Origin of the sequence: Lachnoclostridium sp. Marseille-P6806 (assembly GCF_900625025.1) — a bacterium.
Taxonomy (GTDB): Bacteria; Bacillota; Clostridia; order Lachnospirales; family Lachnospiraceae; genus CAG-791.
Window position 1 is genome coordinate 122,863 of record NZ_LR130581.1, and the last position, 16,037, is coordinate 138,899.

16 protein-coding genes and 1 pseudogene are annotated in these 16,037 nt (G+C 46.0%); 1 reads left to right on the plus strand and 16 read right to left on the minus strand.

The genetic code is table 11. The features are described 5' to 3' along the window. Positions 1 to 4: 4 nt before the first annotated feature. Both E0E20_RS10035 and E0E20_RS10040 read right to left on the minus strand, forming a co-directional pair. Positions 5 to 826 carry a glycosyltransferase gene (locus tag E0E20_RS10035; RefSeq protein WP_130838070.1) on the minus strand — a complete coding sequence of 274 codons (822 nt, stop codon included), beginning with the start codon at positions 824 to 826 and terminating at the stop codon, positions 5 to 7. Between the two features lie 211 nt (positions 827 to 1,037). Then, a complete protein-coding gene (locus E0E20_RS10040) occupies positions 1,038 to 2,030 on the minus strand; it encodes an NAD-dependent epimerase/dehydratase family protein (protein WP_130838071.1) in 993 nt (330 codons plus the stop codon). A 214-nt stretch (positions 2,031 to 2,244) separates the two neighbouring features. On the opposite strand from E0E20_RS10040, the gene E0E20_RS10045 reads away from it, so the two are divergent. Beyond that, a complete protein-coding gene (locus E0E20_RS10045; protein ID WP_130838072.1) occupies positions 2,245 to 2,793 on the plus strand; it encodes a TetR/AcrR family transcriptional regulator in 549 nt (182 codons plus the stop codon). 441 nt (positions 2,794 to 3,234) lie between these two features. Here E0E20_RS10045 and E0E20_RS10055 read toward each other — a convergent pair whose 3' ends face one another. The 14 genes and pseudogenes from E0E20_RS10055 to E0E20_RS10120 all read right to left on the minus strand — a co-directional run bounded on the left by E0E20_RS10055 (position 3,235) and on the right by E0E20_RS10120 (position 15,925). Beyond that, on the minus strand, positions 3,235 to 4,974 hold the full coding sequence (locus E0E20_RS10055) for an ABC transporter ATP-binding protein (protein ID WP_130838074.1): 1,740 nt from the start codon (positions 4,972 to 4,974) through the stop codon (positions 3,235 to 3,237). After that, on the minus strand, positions 4,968 to 8,177 hold the full coding sequence (locus tag E0E20_RS10060) for an energy-coupling factor transporter ATPase (protein ID WP_165444067.1): 3,210 nt from the start codon (positions 8,175 to 8,177) through the stop codon (positions 4,968 to 4,970). Before E0E20_RS10060 ends, E0E20_RS10055 begins: the two co-directional genes overlap by 7 nt. Before the next feature lie 8 nt (positions 8,178 to 8,185). Beyond that, positions 8,186 to 8,881, minus strand: coding sequence for an energy-coupling factor transporter transmembrane component T (locus E0E20_RS10065; protein ID WP_130838076.1), 696 nt, complete (start codon positions 8,879 to 8,881; stop codon positions 8,186 to 8,188). Then, positions 8,878 to 9,465 (minus strand): MptD family putative ECF transporter S component, encoded by a 588-nt coding sequence (locus E0E20_RS10070; RefSeq protein WP_130838077.1) that lies wholly within the window; start codon positions 9,463 to 9,465, stop codon positions 8,878 to 8,880. Before E0E20_RS10070 ends, E0E20_RS10065 begins: the two co-directional genes overlap by 4 nt. 153 nt (positions 9,466 to 9,618) lie before the next feature. Next, positions 9,619 to 10,611, minus strand: a complete 993-nt coding sequence (locus tag E0E20_RS10075; RefSeq protein WP_130838078.1) for a helix-turn-helix transcriptional regulator — start codon at positions 10,609 to 10,611, stop codon at positions 9,619 to 9,621. A 178-nt stretch (positions 10,612 to 10,789) separates the two neighbouring features. Further along, a complete protein-coding gene (locus E0E20_RS10080) occupies positions 10,790 to 11,215 on the minus strand; it encodes a pyridoxamine 5'-phosphate oxidase family protein (protein ID WP_130838079.1) in 426 nt (141 codons plus the stop codon). A 33-nt stretch (positions 11,216 to 11,248) separates the two neighbouring features. Further along, complete coding sequence (locus tag E0E20_RS14040) at positions 11,249 to 11,380, minus strand: DUF2200 family protein (protein WP_207302853.1); 132 nt, start codon at positions 11,378 to 11,380, stop codon at positions 11,249 to 11,251. Between the two features lie 21 nt (positions 11,381 to 11,401). Then, positions 11,402 to 12,943, minus strand: a complete 1,542-nt coding sequence (gene rhuM, locus E0E20_RS14785; RefSeq protein ID WP_130838080.1) for a RhuM family protein — start codon at positions 12,941 to 12,943, stop codon at positions 11,402 to 11,404. 6 nt (positions 12,944 to 12,949) lie between these two features. Continuing rightward, positions 12,950 to 13,921 (minus strand): restriction endonuclease subunit S, encoded by a 972-nt coding sequence (locus E0E20_RS14250; protein WP_242622750.1) that lies wholly within the window; start codon positions 13,919 to 13,921, stop codon positions 12,950 to 12,952. Positions 13,922 to 13,966: 45 nt separating this feature from the next. Then, positions 13,967 to 14,110 (minus strand): hypothetical protein, encoded by a 144-nt coding sequence (locus tag E0E20_RS14255; RefSeq protein ID WP_242622751.1) that lies wholly within the window; start codon positions 14,108 to 14,110, stop codon positions 13,967 to 13,969. Then, positions 14,100 to 14,456, minus strand: a pseudogene (locus E0E20_RS10105) (N-6 DNA methylase); the annotation flags it as partial. The pseudogene E0E20_RS10105 and the gene E0E20_RS14255, both read right to left, overlap by 11 nt. After that, positions 14,383 to 14,601, minus strand: a complete 219-nt coding sequence (locus tag E0E20_RS14510) for a hypothetical protein (protein WP_330508927.1) — start codon at positions 14,599 to 14,601, stop codon at positions 14,383 to 14,385. The gene E0E20_RS14510 and the pseudogene E0E20_RS10105, both read right to left, overlap by 74 nt. A gap of 37 nt (positions 14,602 to 14,638) precedes the next feature. After that, positions 14,639 to 15,331 (minus strand): replication initiator protein A, encoded by a 693-nt coding sequence (locus E0E20_RS10115; protein ID WP_242622752.1) that lies wholly within the window; start codon positions 15,329 to 15,331, stop codon positions 14,639 to 14,641. Positions 15,332 to 15,445: 114 nt separating this feature from the next. Further along, a complete protein-coding gene (locus E0E20_RS10120; RefSeq protein ID WP_130838081.1) occupies positions 15,446 to 15,925 on the minus strand; it encodes a GNAT family N-acetyltransferase in 480 nt (159 codons plus the stop codon). Between the last annotated feature and the right edge of the window lie 112 nt (positions 15,926 to 16,037).

Genomic DNA, 16,037 nt, shown 5'->3' on the forward strand with positions numbered 1-16,037 from the left:
ATTTTTATAAGGATACCTCAATAATCGCACAATGGATATACAGATCCCTCTGACGGTAAATTGCCTGCATTTCCGGCAGTGTATAAAACCCGAAAATCGGCCTGTGTTGTAAAACACCGTCACGGAATAATCTGTCCGCTATCCGGCGCAGCTTCTTTTCGGTCGGGCCTTTTCCCGCCAATACCAATTGAATTTTTTGAGCATACCTGGAATAATTCATATCCTTGAGCAGGGTAATCTGATCTTTTTCTTCAGAATATCTTCCGGTAGAAACAAGCAGAAATACTCCCTCTTCTTTCTGTACGGGAGGCTCCGCCCTTTCTGCATTGACCGGAAGCATCCCGTTGGAGATCACACGTAATTCCGCTTTGCAGTGCCATTTCTCCAAGCGCCGCTTCGCGCTCTCCGTCGGGCATTGTACGATCACGCATTGATTGAATACAAGATTGCGCCATGCAAGAAGCGTAATTGAATTAAAGAACAAATTTTTACGTAAATGTATTGTGGCGAAGATATTTTCCGGGTGTAAATGGTATGCCGCGGTCAGCGGTTTCTTTTCCTGCTTCACGATCTTCCCAATATACATTTCCAGAGAAAAAGGTTCTTCAAAATGGATCACATCTGCCCATCTGACTGCCGCCCGGATAACACTGTCCTTTCTCTTGGCAAAAGCATATCCCTGCTTTTTAATAATTTTATCAGCGATCGGAAAAACCAGACAGTCTCCAAAATCCCGTTTCTTCGGGCGATCAATAAATATATAAGCTATTGCACAGCCAAACACATACAAAGGAAGCAGAAAGTCATGACGCCAATAGAATATCACGAAATGAAACCGCTTTACTGTAAACTGATTTTCCTGTGCGTGTCAGAAATTCCATCCCCTTGGGCATATAGAATCACCCCATTCGTCAGCAGTAAACCATACTGACTGACAAATGGGGTGATATTCAACAGTTGAGATCAAACCGAGTGACGGCAGCATACAGGATGCCGCCTCAAGTCTGCCATATTCCAGAAGAATGTCGAAAAAGCTGTTACATTTTATCTTTCAGCCACAGCACCGTATCACGAATGCTGCTTTTTACAGAGCGCGGGGCATAGTGCAGAACTGCCTCTGCCTTTTTCCGGCTGAAACGGCTGTTGGAGCTCAGAACATCGATCGCGTATGGGGTAAAATAAAGCGGCAGATGCTTTCGCAGACTCCATATTTCATAGATTGGCGCTGCAAGCCTTGCAAGACAAATCGGCAGGAAAGATACGGTTCGTTTAATAGACAACGCGCTTTTGGCCGCCTCTAATATATCCCGGATCGAGGCATACTGCCCGGACAGAATGTATCCCTGCCCGGAAAGGCCATACTCGGCACATGCCGCAATACCGGATGCCACATCCCGCACATCCACAAAATCATAGCCTCCCTTTACCGCAAAAGGGAGCTTCCCGGTGAGGAAAGACAGCAGCATCCCGGTGATGCTTCCTTTTCCAATGTCGCCGGGACCGATGATGCCCGACGGAAAAACCACGCTGGCATTCAAACCGCGTTTTGCCGCCTCAAAAACCAGCTGCGTTGCGATGGCCTTGCTTTTTGCATAATCGCCCCGTACCCGTTCCGGGGCAAACACGGCATCCTCTGTAATCACTTTTCCTTTCGGCTTTTCCGGGATTGCATGGACGGAGCTGACATATACCAGCTTTTCAATATTGCTGCGTTCACAATGCCGCAGAATGTTGTTCGTTCCGCCTGCATTGACTTTATAGATCCTGTCTCCCGGATGTGAGGCAACCGATACGATGCCCGCGCAATGGATGAGACAGGTCTGCTGATCCGCACAGGAAAAGAAGCGCTCCAACGAAGACTCATCACATACATCTCCGCAGATTTGATACACATCCGGCGGCAGTTCGCCCGCCAATGGATCACCTTCCATAACCAGCGCATAAATCTCCGCACTTTTTTCACGGAGCTCTGCAATCACGGCGCGGCCAAGGAATCCTGTTGCTCCTGTCACAAGATACTTAGAAAACATAACACCACCTCGCTAAAAAGACAAACGTTGTTTATCTTTCACAAGTCCAGTATAATTTTTCTGAAAACCAGTGACAATCGGCAATATTCGACGAAACGAAAGAAAGCCGACAAAAAAAGCGCTTGTGTTGAAAAAACCGAATCGCAGCCGCAAAACCGCCTGCGCGGATTTTGCGGCACGTACCTCGTCGGGGCGCTTCGGTATGGAGGTTTTTATGAAACGGACAGATGCAAGGGTGCGTTATACGCAGCATATATTGAAGCAGTCTTTTCTGACGCTGCTCAAGGAAAAGCCGGTCAATAAGATCACGGTAAAGGAGGTCTGCGAACTCGCAGACCTGAACCGGGCAACCTTTTATGCGCACTACAGCGACTGCTTTGCACTCATGGAAAGCATCGAGCAGGAGTTGATCGATGAATTTGAACGCTTCCTGAAGCTGGTGGACTCTTATGATGTAAGTGCCCTGATCGAAGCGATCTATGAGATGGTCGAAAGGAATGAGGAGGCCTGTCAGATATTGATTTTCAGCGGGGCCAGCCCCTCTGTTCTCAGTCAGATGATCTCCCTTGCCCATGATGAGAGCATCCGGGCATGGAGGAAGCCGCTTCGCCACGCCACCGATAATGATTTGGAAATGCTGTATACGCACCTGTCAAACGGGCTGATGAATGTTGTCATCGGCGGATATGATAAATACAGCCGGGAGGACGTCATCCGCTTCGTCAATCGCATTGTCCAGAGCAGTCTGTCGATATTCCAATGATCGGCTCATAGTCGCTTTGTCCCAAGGAGGGCGGGATATCCCGCCCTTTTGGCATTCACCCGATGACAAAAAGAAGACGGCTCATCCGATCAATTCTTTTTCCATCGTAATGTCATAAAGTAATTCCTTCTTTATCCGTTATATTATAATCCCTGAGCGAGTAAACACTGTGTCCTTGCGGGTCAGGGATCTCTTTCCTTTCCCGACACAAGATCACAGGTAGCAGCATATGGACAAGTTTTGTTCCTGTCCCCTGAGCTTATTAAAAAATCGTCGCTGATCGCATGCTCCATTTTGCAGGCCTCGGCTTTGGCAATGTCAGAGTCGACGCCCGCACAGGTGCAGGGTATACTTGTTGTTCATTTTTTCTTTTATCAAAATGTAAATGGCTTTCAAAATAATCCTCGCCGGAAGCATGAAGTTTCATATTTCCACCTCGCGTTACCCAGCAACACGCCAGTTCTTTGCGTTTTGCCGTATTTCCCAAAACTTTTGATATATCCCCTGTTTTTCGATCAACTCTTGATGTTTTCCAGATTGAACAAGTTGCCCATTATCAATCACAAGTATTTGGTCTGCCTCCCGGATCGTTGATAAGCGGTGCGCGATAACAATTAAAGTCTTATTCTTAACCAAGTCGCTGATCGCTTGCTGGAGATGCATTTCATTTTCGGGATCAACGCTCGCTGTAGCTTCATCCAAAAGTACAATGGGGGCATCTTTTAAGATCGCTCTTGCTATGGAGATTCGCTGTTTCTCTCCACCTGACAGAGTGCTGCCGCCCTCACCGACCATTGTTTGATACCCCTTCGGCAATGCGCTGATAAAATCATGACATCGAGCCTTTTGTGCCGCTTCTACAACCTGTTCATGGGTAGCGTCCGGGCATCCGAACTTTATATTGTTTTCGATAGTATCCCTGAAAAGGTAGACATTCTGAAATACCATGCTCATGTTTTTCAGAAGACTGTCCGAAGTAAATTCCCGCACATCGTGACCGCCTATCAGAATGCAGCCTTCCTGAACGTCCCAAAACCGGGCAATCAGCCTCGTGATTGTCGTTTTCCCGCTGCCTGACGGCCCAACGATAGCTGTCATGCTTCCTTCAGGGATGGAAAAGCTGACGTGCTCCAATGCTTTTACTCCCTGATCGTAAGAAAAGCTGACGTCTTGAAAGTCAATGTCAAAGGATGCAGGGTCAATATCCCGGCCGCCATCATCTATATCATTTTCCTTCTTGATCTGTTCCACACGATCAAGCGACGCCTCCATAGAGCGTATCATGGGCGTTAGCTGACCCATGACTTCAACCGGCGCAAAGATGGAAAAGGAGGCAATCAGGATCACGGCCAAAGTGGGAAAATCTATTTCTCCCCGCAAGGAAAGGAATTGGGCAGCCAGCATAATAGCGCATGCCGTTACGCGAAACACCATAGAATAGGCGACGTTCATCGGTGCAAAAGCCCGTTCCAAAGCATAGGAAGCGTCAGCGGTCTTGTCATACGTTGTTTCTATGCCACTCAGATTCTTCTCTTCCATGTTGAACGATTTAATAACAAAAATTCCCTGCACATATTCAAGCGTAGCTTCTACGGCCTCTGCCTGGACACGGCGTTGATTTGCGGTTAATTCTTTGCCTTTTACCTGCATTCGACCATATACCAAAAAGGAGCAGAGGGCGCCAAGGATAAAGATCAATCCAATCCGCCAGTCAAACCATAGAATAAAGGCACTGATAATTACCATGCTCACCATGCCGGTTGTGATGCGGTCAAGGACGTGCATGGAATAATTCTCAAGGAAATTCAGATCCGTTGTGACGCTTGCCGTGATGTCTCCCATGTTTCGATCATGGAAGAAGCCCATTGCAGCATTTCTCAGTTTGTCGCCCAAGGTAAGCCGTTCCCGCGCCACGAACTCAAAGCCTGCTGCACTCTGTAAACTATGTATTCCATATTTGAAAACCATTCGTGCGAGCAGGGAGCCCCCTAAAATACAAAGGATCGTCTTCCAATCCTGCCCGGACAAAGCGCCTGCTTGCAGCGTTGAAAGAACATAGAACACAGCCCCCATGGGGAACATTGTTACGACGGAATCAAGGAAACTGCAAATAAAACCGACGTATATTTTTTTGGACAGATCACCGGAGAGCCGAAGAACTCTCCTGACTACATTCAGCATGCCTGTGTCACCTCCTGACTAATACTCCAATCCATGGCGGAAATATGAGCTTTCCACATAGCCAAATAGGTCTGTGAGGATGAAAGAAGCTGCTCATGGGTTCCTTTTGCAGAGATTTCCCCATCCTCCAGAACAATGATCTGATCGGCATACATGATAGTGGATAAACGATGTGCAATGACAATCAGGGTTTTCCCCTTTGTAAGCCGATCAATAGACCGCTGTATCTTATCCTCGTTTTCGGGGTCTGTAAACGCGGTTGCTTCATCAAGAATTACGATGGGAGCGTCCTTTAGGATCGCTCTTGCAATCGCAAGGCGCTGTCTTTCTCCTCCCGACAATCTCGATCCGGCGTCCCCGGCGCTCGTATCATACCCTTGTGAAAGCTGCTTTATAAACTCTCCGCAGCCTGCCTGTTCGGCAGCTTGTTCCACTTCTTCGTCAGAAGCGTCCGGTTTTCCGATGCGTATGTTGTCCCGTAAACTCATGTTAAAGAGGAAATTATCCTGTGAAACGTAGCTGATTTGATCGGAAAGCTCGGACAGGGAAATATGCCTGACGTCTACGCCGCCAATCTGTATCGCCCCCGCGTTTACATCCCAAAAACGGGCAATGAGCTTCGCCAAAGTTGACTTTCCTGATCCGGATGGGCCGACGAGTGCCGTGACCGTTCCCTCCTTTGCCGTAAAGGATGCACCATGAATAACCTCGGCATCCCCATAACTGAAATGAATGTCCTTTAACTCAATCTCGGCTCCATTTGGATGTTTGGACTCCTTTGGGACAGGAAGCTCCTCCGCGTCCAGAAGTGCCTGGATACGCGGCTGGATTTCATAAATTGCCGATATGTCCTGCCAAAACTCAATCATGGCCTGCAAGGAGCCTGCGAGCCCCATAGACAAAAGCAGGCATAAGATGACTTCGTTCAGCGTCGCAGCTCCGCGTGACAGGATTGCGGCACCGACAGGGAGAACAAAGGAAATGCTGGAAGTCATAACGGTCTGGCCAATACTCATATACGGATAGCAATGCCTGTACCACGCCGTGGTAACGTCCCGCACCTTCAACACAGCAGCTTTGAAGCGGCCCATGGAGGATGCCGTTTGGTTAAACATGCGAATGACCTCCATGCCGTTCACATATTCAACGATTGTCGCATTCATGTTTCCGTTTGCGCTCATATATTCCTTCATCATTTCTCCGCGCCCAAACATCATGCTGTAAAGGATAATGTTGCCGAGAATCGCCGAGCCAAGAGAAGCAAGAGCCATGCGCCAGTCCACAAAAAGCAGGTAAGCAAAGACCATCAGGGGGATTAAAATGCTCGCAGTCATTTCGGGGATCGCATGGGCAATCTGCCCCTCCAGGCGGTCCGTGTCGTCGATCACAAGCTGCTTGAACTCCCCGGACGCCTTTTCCTGCACCGCGCCCATGGACATCTTCGACATCTTTTTCATGATCGCACAGCGTATGTTGCGAATGATCTCGTACGCTGCCTTATGGGAGCACAAAGTGGATTTTGAGAAAAGATAAAATTTGAGAAAATACCCCAGCAGCGCAGACAGCGAAAGCCCAACAGTCCATGCGAATGTCAATTGACTTTCTAATGCTTTCCCCAACAAAACTGCAACGGAAATATAGGGCAGCAAGCCAAAGGCTGACGATAAAACGGACAGTACAACGGAGATGCGTATCAACGATTTCCGCTGTTTTGCAAAGCGCAGAATTCCTTTCAGCGGGGATTCTCTTTTTTCTCTTTTGTTCACAATGACTTCCTCCTGCTGCGAAAGCATTATTGTTTGATCGGTTAAGTCGTTCGAAAACTCTGCATCGTGCGTCACGATAAGAATTAATTTGCCCTGAGCTTTTATCTCCCGCAGAGCTTCTTTCAGATTTTGCATATTGCGTCCATCCAGGCCGCTGGTGGGCTCGTCCAGCACCAGGACATTCGCTCCGGCGGCTAATGCCGCAGCAATCGTGACACGCTGCTTTTGCCCGCCGGAGAGCGAAAGCGGGTGGCGCTCCTTATATCCCTCAAGGCCGAAGCGGTTTAGAATTTCTGTAATTCTCTGAGGATCGTCTTCTTGGCATTTTGAATGACGCTTGCGGCCTGCAAGCTGTATCTCGTGTAAAACGCTCTCCGTAAAAAGCTGATAGTCAGCGTCCTGCATAACCATATATGTGTTTTTGCACAGCTCTCTCACGCCGACTTTATTTCCATTTAAGGTAATCATGCCGCCACTTGGTGCCAGAAGCCCGCATAGGCTCTTTGCAAGCGTTGTTTTTCCCGTGCCGTTCTTTCCGACGATCACGACGATTTTCCCTTGCTTTCCCCAGGAAAGCCGGAACGTCATATCATGGATAATTCTCTGTCTGCCATAAGACACGGTCAGCCCTTCACAAGACAGTTCATGTTCCCCTCCGTCAGACGAATCAGGCCGGAGGGGAACATCATCCTCGCACAAGCTCCGCAGGCCATATTGCCTCAGTTCATCTTTGGACAGACTTCTGGCATCCTTTGCGCTCCATATCTGCCTGATCTCTCCCTGCGCCATATACACATATCGGTCTGCGATCCCGTCAAGCCACGACAGCCGGTGCTCTGATACGATCAGCGTTTTTCCCTCGGCTTTCAGCGCGGACAGCATTTTGCTCATATCCTGAATGGAACTTTCATCAAGATTTGCCGTGGGCTCGTCCAACAGGATCACATCCGTAGACATGGCGTACACCGAGGCCACCGCAAGTTTCTGTTTTTCCCCGCTGAACAGTGCAAAAAGGCTTCTGTCTTTCAGCCTTTCGATATTCAGATACGAGAAGGCTTTTTCAACATTTTCGTTGATCCTCTCCGTAGAGAAGGACAGATTCTCACAGCCAAACGCAACTTCGTCTGTGGAGTTGACGGTAAAGAACTGTGAACGGGGGTCTTGAAAGACTGTGCTTATGTGTGCGCTGATCTCATGTTGTTCAAGTCCTTCATAAGATGTTTCCCTGAAATACAGTTTCCCTGACAGCTTTCCTTCATAAAATCCGGGGATCAGCCCATTCAGGCAGCGGATCAAGGTTGTCTTTCCGCAACCGCTTTCCCCTGTCAGAACAAGACACTCGCCTTGTTGGATTTGCAGATTGACATTTTTCAGCGCGTCTTCCTGCGAGGCCACCTCGTACCGGAAGCAGAGGTCTTTGATTGTTATGATATTCATGCCGAACCTCACAACAGCGCGAAACGTCCACATGATAATGCTGCCAAGTTACTACCGACAACAAGCAGCAAATAGAATATATCCCTGATTCTTATTTTCATAGGGATACGCATCCCCCTGGGCGCTGGATTCTCTATCGCTCTTGTAACGGCTGCTGCCGCCAGCTCGTCCGCAACCTTGACGCAGCGCATCATAAAAGGGACAAGCATGTACTCCGCCGTTAGAGCAGGAGCTTTCAAAAAGGTTGAGAGCGTCAACGGAACGCCCCGCGTTCTCATGGCATCCTTGATCTGAGATAGCTCCTGTCGGATCGTAGGTATGAAACGCAGGGCGATTGCCAGCGCAAGCGAGGTTGATTTTGGACAACGCAGTTTTTGCAGCCCAGCCATCAGCTCACTTACACTCATGCTTTTTAACGACAGCAGAATGACCCCGATCAGCGGAGACATCTTTCGCAGCAAAAAAACCGGCCTTTCAATCGCCTGTGGTACGCCCAAATGAATTGCCAGCGCATACAGCCCGACAATAAAACAAAACCAGAGTCCGAGCCTGACCGCCTCTTCTGGCCGGCGAAGATAAAGCAAAAAGCCCATTAAAAATGCTGTTTCAACGGCCATCCCCACCGGCGAAAAAATCCAGAAGATGCATGCCCCGGACACTATAATTTGAACAATAAGAATCCGTGGGTCAATGCGATACATCATACTACACCGGCTTTTTCAAAATGCTTTTTCAGGAGCGATTTTGCAATGATAGCACCCAGGATAATAGCTGCAATTGTTACGGGAATGGCTATGTATCCGACAGGCGTATGAGCGGTGGCAATCAGCGCATCAGATGTCTCCGCAGGATAGCCCAGTCTGTAAACATAGGCGGGATAATAGTAAATTGGAGCAATCGCGCCGAGATAATACGCAACTGTGTACAATCCGAAAGAAATGGTGAGAGTCTTATAGTTCTGATACTGTGTTTTGCTCACAATGATTTCGCCGACGATCCCAAGAGCGATCATCCAAATCAAAACAAAGAAGCCGCCGAAAAGTACCCAAAGGATTCCTACAAGAGAGCAAATACCAATGACGGCGCCTTTCTTATGTACTTTGGACATCACAAGCATATACAAAGGTGCGGAAAGAAGGGCGATAGTTGCAACCGAATACATCTGTACGGCCATACTCAACGCCATCAGGGAACCAGTCAGCATTGTAATGACAAAAAGCAATGCGCCAAAGATGCCGATCATGGCAATGTCTTTCGTCTTCATCCGGTTTTCTTTTGTATTACTCATTTGGAGTACCTCCTTATAAATTTAGTTAGGAATTACTAACTTATTTAAGCATACCTATAGATCGTCTCTCTGCGTGTCACATTCCGAAGTTTTCATGTCACAAAAAGAAAAACCTCACGCATCCATCGGGCGCATGAGGCAATGAGGAAACGGTTATTTATTTGTTTTTAGCATTTCTCCTGGGGATATTCCATAATGCTTACGAAAAAGATTGATAAAATAACCCGCGTGGGAATAGCCAACCATCCAGGCGACATCATGAACGGTATACTGTCCTTTTTTCAGAAGCATTTGGGCGGTTTCCATTCGTTTTTGCACGATATATTCATTGACGGTCACACCAAAGCAATGCTTAAAGCCTTCTTTTAGCAACTGTTCGTTAATCGCTGCTGTTTTGGCCACCCCTGAAATTGTAAGCGGATGTGCAAAGTTTTTACTGATAATATCTCTGGCTTTCAAAAGAGCGGCATAGTCATTACTGCTTATACGGATGCCGAAATCATTCCGTGGTGACCGGCAGATAACTTCATCGCAATACACAGCCAAAAGCTCAAATACTTTTCCGTGACGATATATTTTTTTGAGATCATCCGGCAGGTTGCAGCCCATGATTTCTGCCAGGATTTTCGCAACATTGGGCGTGTATGTATAAAGCTTTGCCGGGAGGCTTTTGTTCATATCAAACAACGCACCGCGTTCCCGGATGATGAATAGAATGCTGCCAAAGGCACCTTCTTCCACCGTGATGCTGATGCTCTGGAACCGTCTGTTTTTTGCTATTTTGCTTTTGCATTCCTGAATCACACCATATCTGACCTGACTTTGCTGAGCTCCAATGCAGAACGGATAAATAAGACCGTCTTTCTTGTATGTCCATTCCATCTGTCCCTCCATACAGAAAGAAATCTGAAACAAGCTCAGATCTGAATGCGTTGTTGTCATCTCAATATCATCATGGGCGACAAAATCTGAAATCGTCAGAACAAGCCCCGGCGCTACCTCGACATTATCATATGTTCCAATAAGCATATCACGTGAAATGCGGTAGTTGGACTCATCAACTTTGCTGGCTTTCTGTGGAAGACTTGATGAATGTATATTGACAGATGTGGGGACATATCTGGGATTTGGATAGGACAGAATCACTCTTATCACCACCTCTTGTCATTGGGTTATACAAAGCTAACTTTATTCTAACCAAGCGCTTCATGCTTGTCAATCTTACGGCTTTCTGGTGTTTTCTGGTGTTTCGTGAAGACGTTCGATATAAACATAGTCTTGCCAGGGGTCCTCTTATTACGTTTATCCTTCTGCGGCTCAGTTTTCACATTTTTGATGCCTTGCAGAGCTTGATCTCATCCTGGATATAGGTCTCGTCACCAGTGAATTTGCGGCTTAATTCTGCGGAAAGCCGGTACACCTTTTCCTGATCCTCAACAAACTCGATCCGTCCGAAAACGATGACCGACTTTATATTCAGCGCCCATTCGCCATCCCGGCGGAAGCCTTCATCATAGACGCAGAAGGATGCCTTGTTATGCCGCTTCATGGAGTCGATCTTATGACCTTTCTTCCCGCCGTGGAAATAGAGCTTCCCGTCTTCCTCACAAAAGCAGTGGTTGATGGGCATGCCATAGGGGTAGTCGTCATCCCCCAGGACGGAGAGGACACCTCGCAGCTGTGTTCTCAGGATATCGATGCACTCCGTCTCGGACAGTTGCTGTTTCTTTCTGAGCATTTCTCTGAACATATAGCATCTCCTTTACGATTCCGGCAAACCTGTTCAGGGAAGCACCTTTTCCATCGGCTTGCCCTTTGCAAGATCATCCACCAGTTTGTCCAGCCAACGGATCTTCTGCAAAAGCAGCGGATAGACTTTTGATACCTTCATATCAAAGACGCTTTGCCGAGCCATAACGTCTCCCTTCGCAACGTTTTATGTCTGAAGTCCTTCCGCCACTTTCTGCACCAGCTGCTTATACTCTTCTTTGACATTGGCCGGTCCGTTGATCACAACATCGCCACCGAAGCCAAATACCCATGAATAGAACACGCTGCTGGGCACGACATCCACCTCTGCGCGGAAATTCTCCATGTCATAGCAGTAGGTGGTGATATCCTTGCCGAATTTGTCCAGGATCGCATCCATGACATCGTTTTTGCAGATGAGATCCACTGTGGTGAACTTCGTCCCATACATCCGGAAGCTGGTCTGAAGGTATTTATCGAAATCGAAGTCCGCCGGGAAGGGCAGCGCATCGGCCTCCAGAATATCCGGACGTCTCATGATCCGGTCCACGCGGAAGGTGCCGACCCTCTTTCTGTTATCGAACACGCCGACCATGTAATAGAAATCGCCGTTCCATACGAGCTTATGAGGGCTGAATACCCACGACTTGCCGTCATTGCGCAGCCGTGGCTCCTTCCGGACATCGTACTTGAAATACAGGAAGGATATCTGCTTTCCGGCATTGATAGCTTCATTGATACCGTCGATGATCAGGTAAATGCTCTCGTTATCGTATTTGATACGATCCTCCGCAGCGATGTTCCGCTTCAGATTCTCGGCCTGGTTCCGGCCAGCCATCTTGGAGAGCTTGGCCACCAGTTCTTCACTTTTCTTCTTGGTGATAAACTTGGAGGATTCCACCGCATCGATCAGCAGCTTGATCTCCGCGATATCATACTCGCGGCTGATCAGATTATAGCGCTTCTGGGAGGACATCACTTCCTGGATCTCCATGCCAAAAGAGCGCAGAGCTGCCACATCCGCAGGAATCGTCTGCCGGTGGGCCTTGATACCGTATTCCTTTTCGAGGATCTCCATCAGCTGGGCTGTGGTCAGATAATGATCCTCGTCAGTGCGTTCATATAAGATTTCTGCTGCAGTATGACCATGTGCTGCATAATGTAGTTTATTTTGTACCATTTTAAAGAAAGCGATAGATTCATTACTTCTTGAATCATAGTCAACACTCGTCGCATATAGATCCAAAACCTGTCGATACAGTACTTTTTCGCTGGATCTAATGTCACGAATCCTATCAAGAAGTTCCTTCCAGTACTGACCTCCGCCATTACCTTTTAGCCTGCTATCATCAAGAGCATAGCCCTTAATCATATATTCTTTTAAAATAGCCGTTGCCCAGCGTCTGAATCTCGTAGCTATAAGGGACTTAATCCTATAACCAAGAGAAATAATCATGTCAAGATTGTAGTATGTCAGTTCTCTGGTAACAGTTCTTTCTCCCTCTCTTTGAACTGTTCGGAATTTCCGAACAGTTGACTCTCTGTCCAATTCATTTTCATCGTATATATTTTTGATATGTTCACTTACATTGGCCTTGCTCGACTGGAACAATTCCACTATTTGAGCCTGTGTTAGCCATACAGTTTCATCTTCAAGGCGAACATCAATAGAAGTTTTTCCATTGTCTGACTGATATATAATTATCTGACCTTTATCTTCATTACCCATAGATTTTCACCTCTGTAATATTTTAATCCAATCCCATAAACGAGAATTTAGCAGCCTAAAGGTCGAGGTCGGAGACATTAAGCGTGGCAAAAGGGTATCTCTCAGTTCGGCAAGTTTTCCACTTTCAAGCAAATTTGCCTGATACTGTTCCATAAGTTGTCCGACAAGTGCCTCGAAATTCAAAAGCGTTTCTTTATCCGGTATTAGAATCGACACTTTATTCATATCACCTTGGGTGATTAGAGGCTGGGTAGAACCACGATTCATAGCTCGGTAGTCGATTCTTTGAAGAATTTGGAAAGTATACTCGTAGAGGTCACTTGTAATAACCAGCGTGTTATCAGAAGTCCAGCATGGCGAGTTGAAACGCTGAACCACACCATGTGTTCCTACTCGACCAGTGACAAGTATTTTGTCAGTATGGTTAGCTTCGGTAGTATATCCCATTACCGAAGCAGCACCAACAAGAGGAATAGCAGCGGAATCTGTTTTTTGTGATGATTTGACTGGAGGACGCTTTCCGCTCGTAATATCAGCAATGTCAGCTAAGGTTCTTTGCTTCCAAGACGAAGGACAAGAACCATCCGACAGGGTAAAATCCTCAAACCATGCTTGATATATCGAAGATGCCTGCTGAAGTAAATTCTCGTTTATTTCCGCATTAAGCTGAATTTTGTCATCTAGATTCTTAAGAAGCTTTCCTATTTTCCTTTGCTCCTCGGTCGGCGGAATTTCTATTTCAAGGTTTTGTACAACATCGGTTTGTACACGCTGTCGACCAGAAGAGCCGACCATTGATTTTATTGCTGGCTCTCGAACCGCAGGGCTACAAACCAAATAGTAGAGGTAGTCCTCTTTTACGTCCTCTTTGGCTCGAAACACAATATACTCTGTCGAACCAAAACCGATCTCGCCATCATTGAGGCAAGACACTTTAGCAGTTTTTCCGTTTTCAAGACACGGAGTTATTCTTGCCATTATAGTGTCGCCATTTCTGAATTTCGTACCGCCGGAAAAAGCTTCCTATTCAAATGATGGGACATCTCTTGTAAATGGTTGTAGTTTTTCCATCGCAGTCTTCTTTGCGATAGTTCCCTTGACAAGACTCTCCCGGGGATTAAACTCAGCTATGTCTGAAAGCTTCTTTACCATCCAATCAGATTTCATACCCAATCGCCCCCAGCTTTCTCCGGATTTCATCCTCCAGCTCATGTGACCGTTCAAACATTTCAGAGAGTTCAGAAGTCAGGCGAAGCATTTTCTCTTCAAACTCTTCTCCGTCATCTTCCTGCTCCTCGATGCCGACATAACGACCGGGTGTGAGTATGTAATCCTGTTTTGCTATATCTTCCAGAGTGGCAACAGCGCAGAATCCCTTCACATCTTCCGGCGTCCCATCTTGGAAAGCAGCAAATGCATCAGCGATCTTGGCAATATCCTCATCGGTGAAGTCGCGATGCTTCCGATCCACCATATAGCCGAGATTTCTGGCGTCGATGAAAACAGTTTTGCCTCCTATATATTTCATTCAAAATTGCCTCAAGCACATCCACCACAATGCTGTTACCCGCTTGCTTATACAATATAGATGATGTTTTGCCCGGTCTTTTCGGATAAATGGCTCTTATCTTATCAAAATCTTCATCATCAAAGCCCATAAGTCTTAAACACTCTCTTTCCGTAAGATACCTGTACTTACCGTTTCCTATATCTACAAGTCCCGAATTCGGTACTCGTACTTGCTTTGTGGAAATTGTATAGGCGTAACACAATAGGGTATTTCATAACATGGATTTTTACTTTACCCCACATACCCCACGACCGTGGTTTATGCATTTCTACATAAGCTACGTATAGACCCTTACATTCGCAAGTTTTCCCTAAACTCATATCAGGATTACTATATTCAGTATTATTTCTATTAAGATTACTTCCGTGTACATTCTTCATTTCTTGAGGTGTAGTTTCTACACTTCTGGAGTGTAAATTATTCACTTCTGAAGTGTAATTTTTACACTCGGAGCGAAATACGCTCATAAAGTCTTTAACATAGATGATATTGGGCTTTCCAAGCCCCCGTTTCTTTCTTTCGATAAGTCCTATACCGCCTGAGGTACTATCAAGCTCGTTAAGAATTTTGACTGCCGTCTTATTGGATCTTCCTAAAGTCTCCATAATCTCTTCCACAGTGAAGATGATATATACTCTGTTTTCTTCATCAAGCCATTTATTTCTGAAAGACAGACTTGTTCGCTCCAATAGGCAAGAATATAAAATCTTTGCGTCCGAGGATAAGTTCTTAAACCTTTCATCAGTTACTATGATTTTCGGTAGCATATAGTAGCTGAAACGGTCTCCGTCACGATTGTAAAAATAATCAAATTCCACTTCTCACACCTCCTCTCTTTTTAATTTTTTGCATAAGAAAAGACGATAGATGTTTTACTTTCTATCGCCCTATATCCTCAATATCTAATTTTATTCAGCTCGACAAACTGGGAACTATCGATTTTCAATCATCAATTCTTTACATTTCCATTCTTCTCCCAAAACATAATATATTTCTGTCTTATCAAGAATGACATCATCAAAGCCTATTGATTTGTAACAGAAATATGCAGATTCATTATTTTCAAAAACACTTAACGAAACTTTTTTGCACCATAAATTTATTGTAAACTTTAAACCTAACTGAAGCATTCTCTTGCCGTATCCTTTGCCACGCTTTGAAGGATCAACAACTACAAAGCCAAACCTTAACTCATCAAAGCTTTCTGAAGGTCTTCTCATTGTAAAAAAACCTACTGTCTCATCATCTTCAATAGATGTAAAAGCCATTAGATTATTCACAAAATCAAACTTCTCTTTTGTTATCGGATATTCGCCCAAAATACCCGCTGACCATTTATAAAAATCTATTTCATCTTTACTCCAGGAAAGAATTATATCTGCTTCGCTTATATTATAACACTGAAACCTCAAAAATTACGTTAATAGAAAGCGGGCTAAATCAGTCCTGATCTCTATAAATTCACCTGCTGGCCTTCAACAGATAGTGCAAAATACCTTGAAAATACGCTGTTTGTGTCATCTG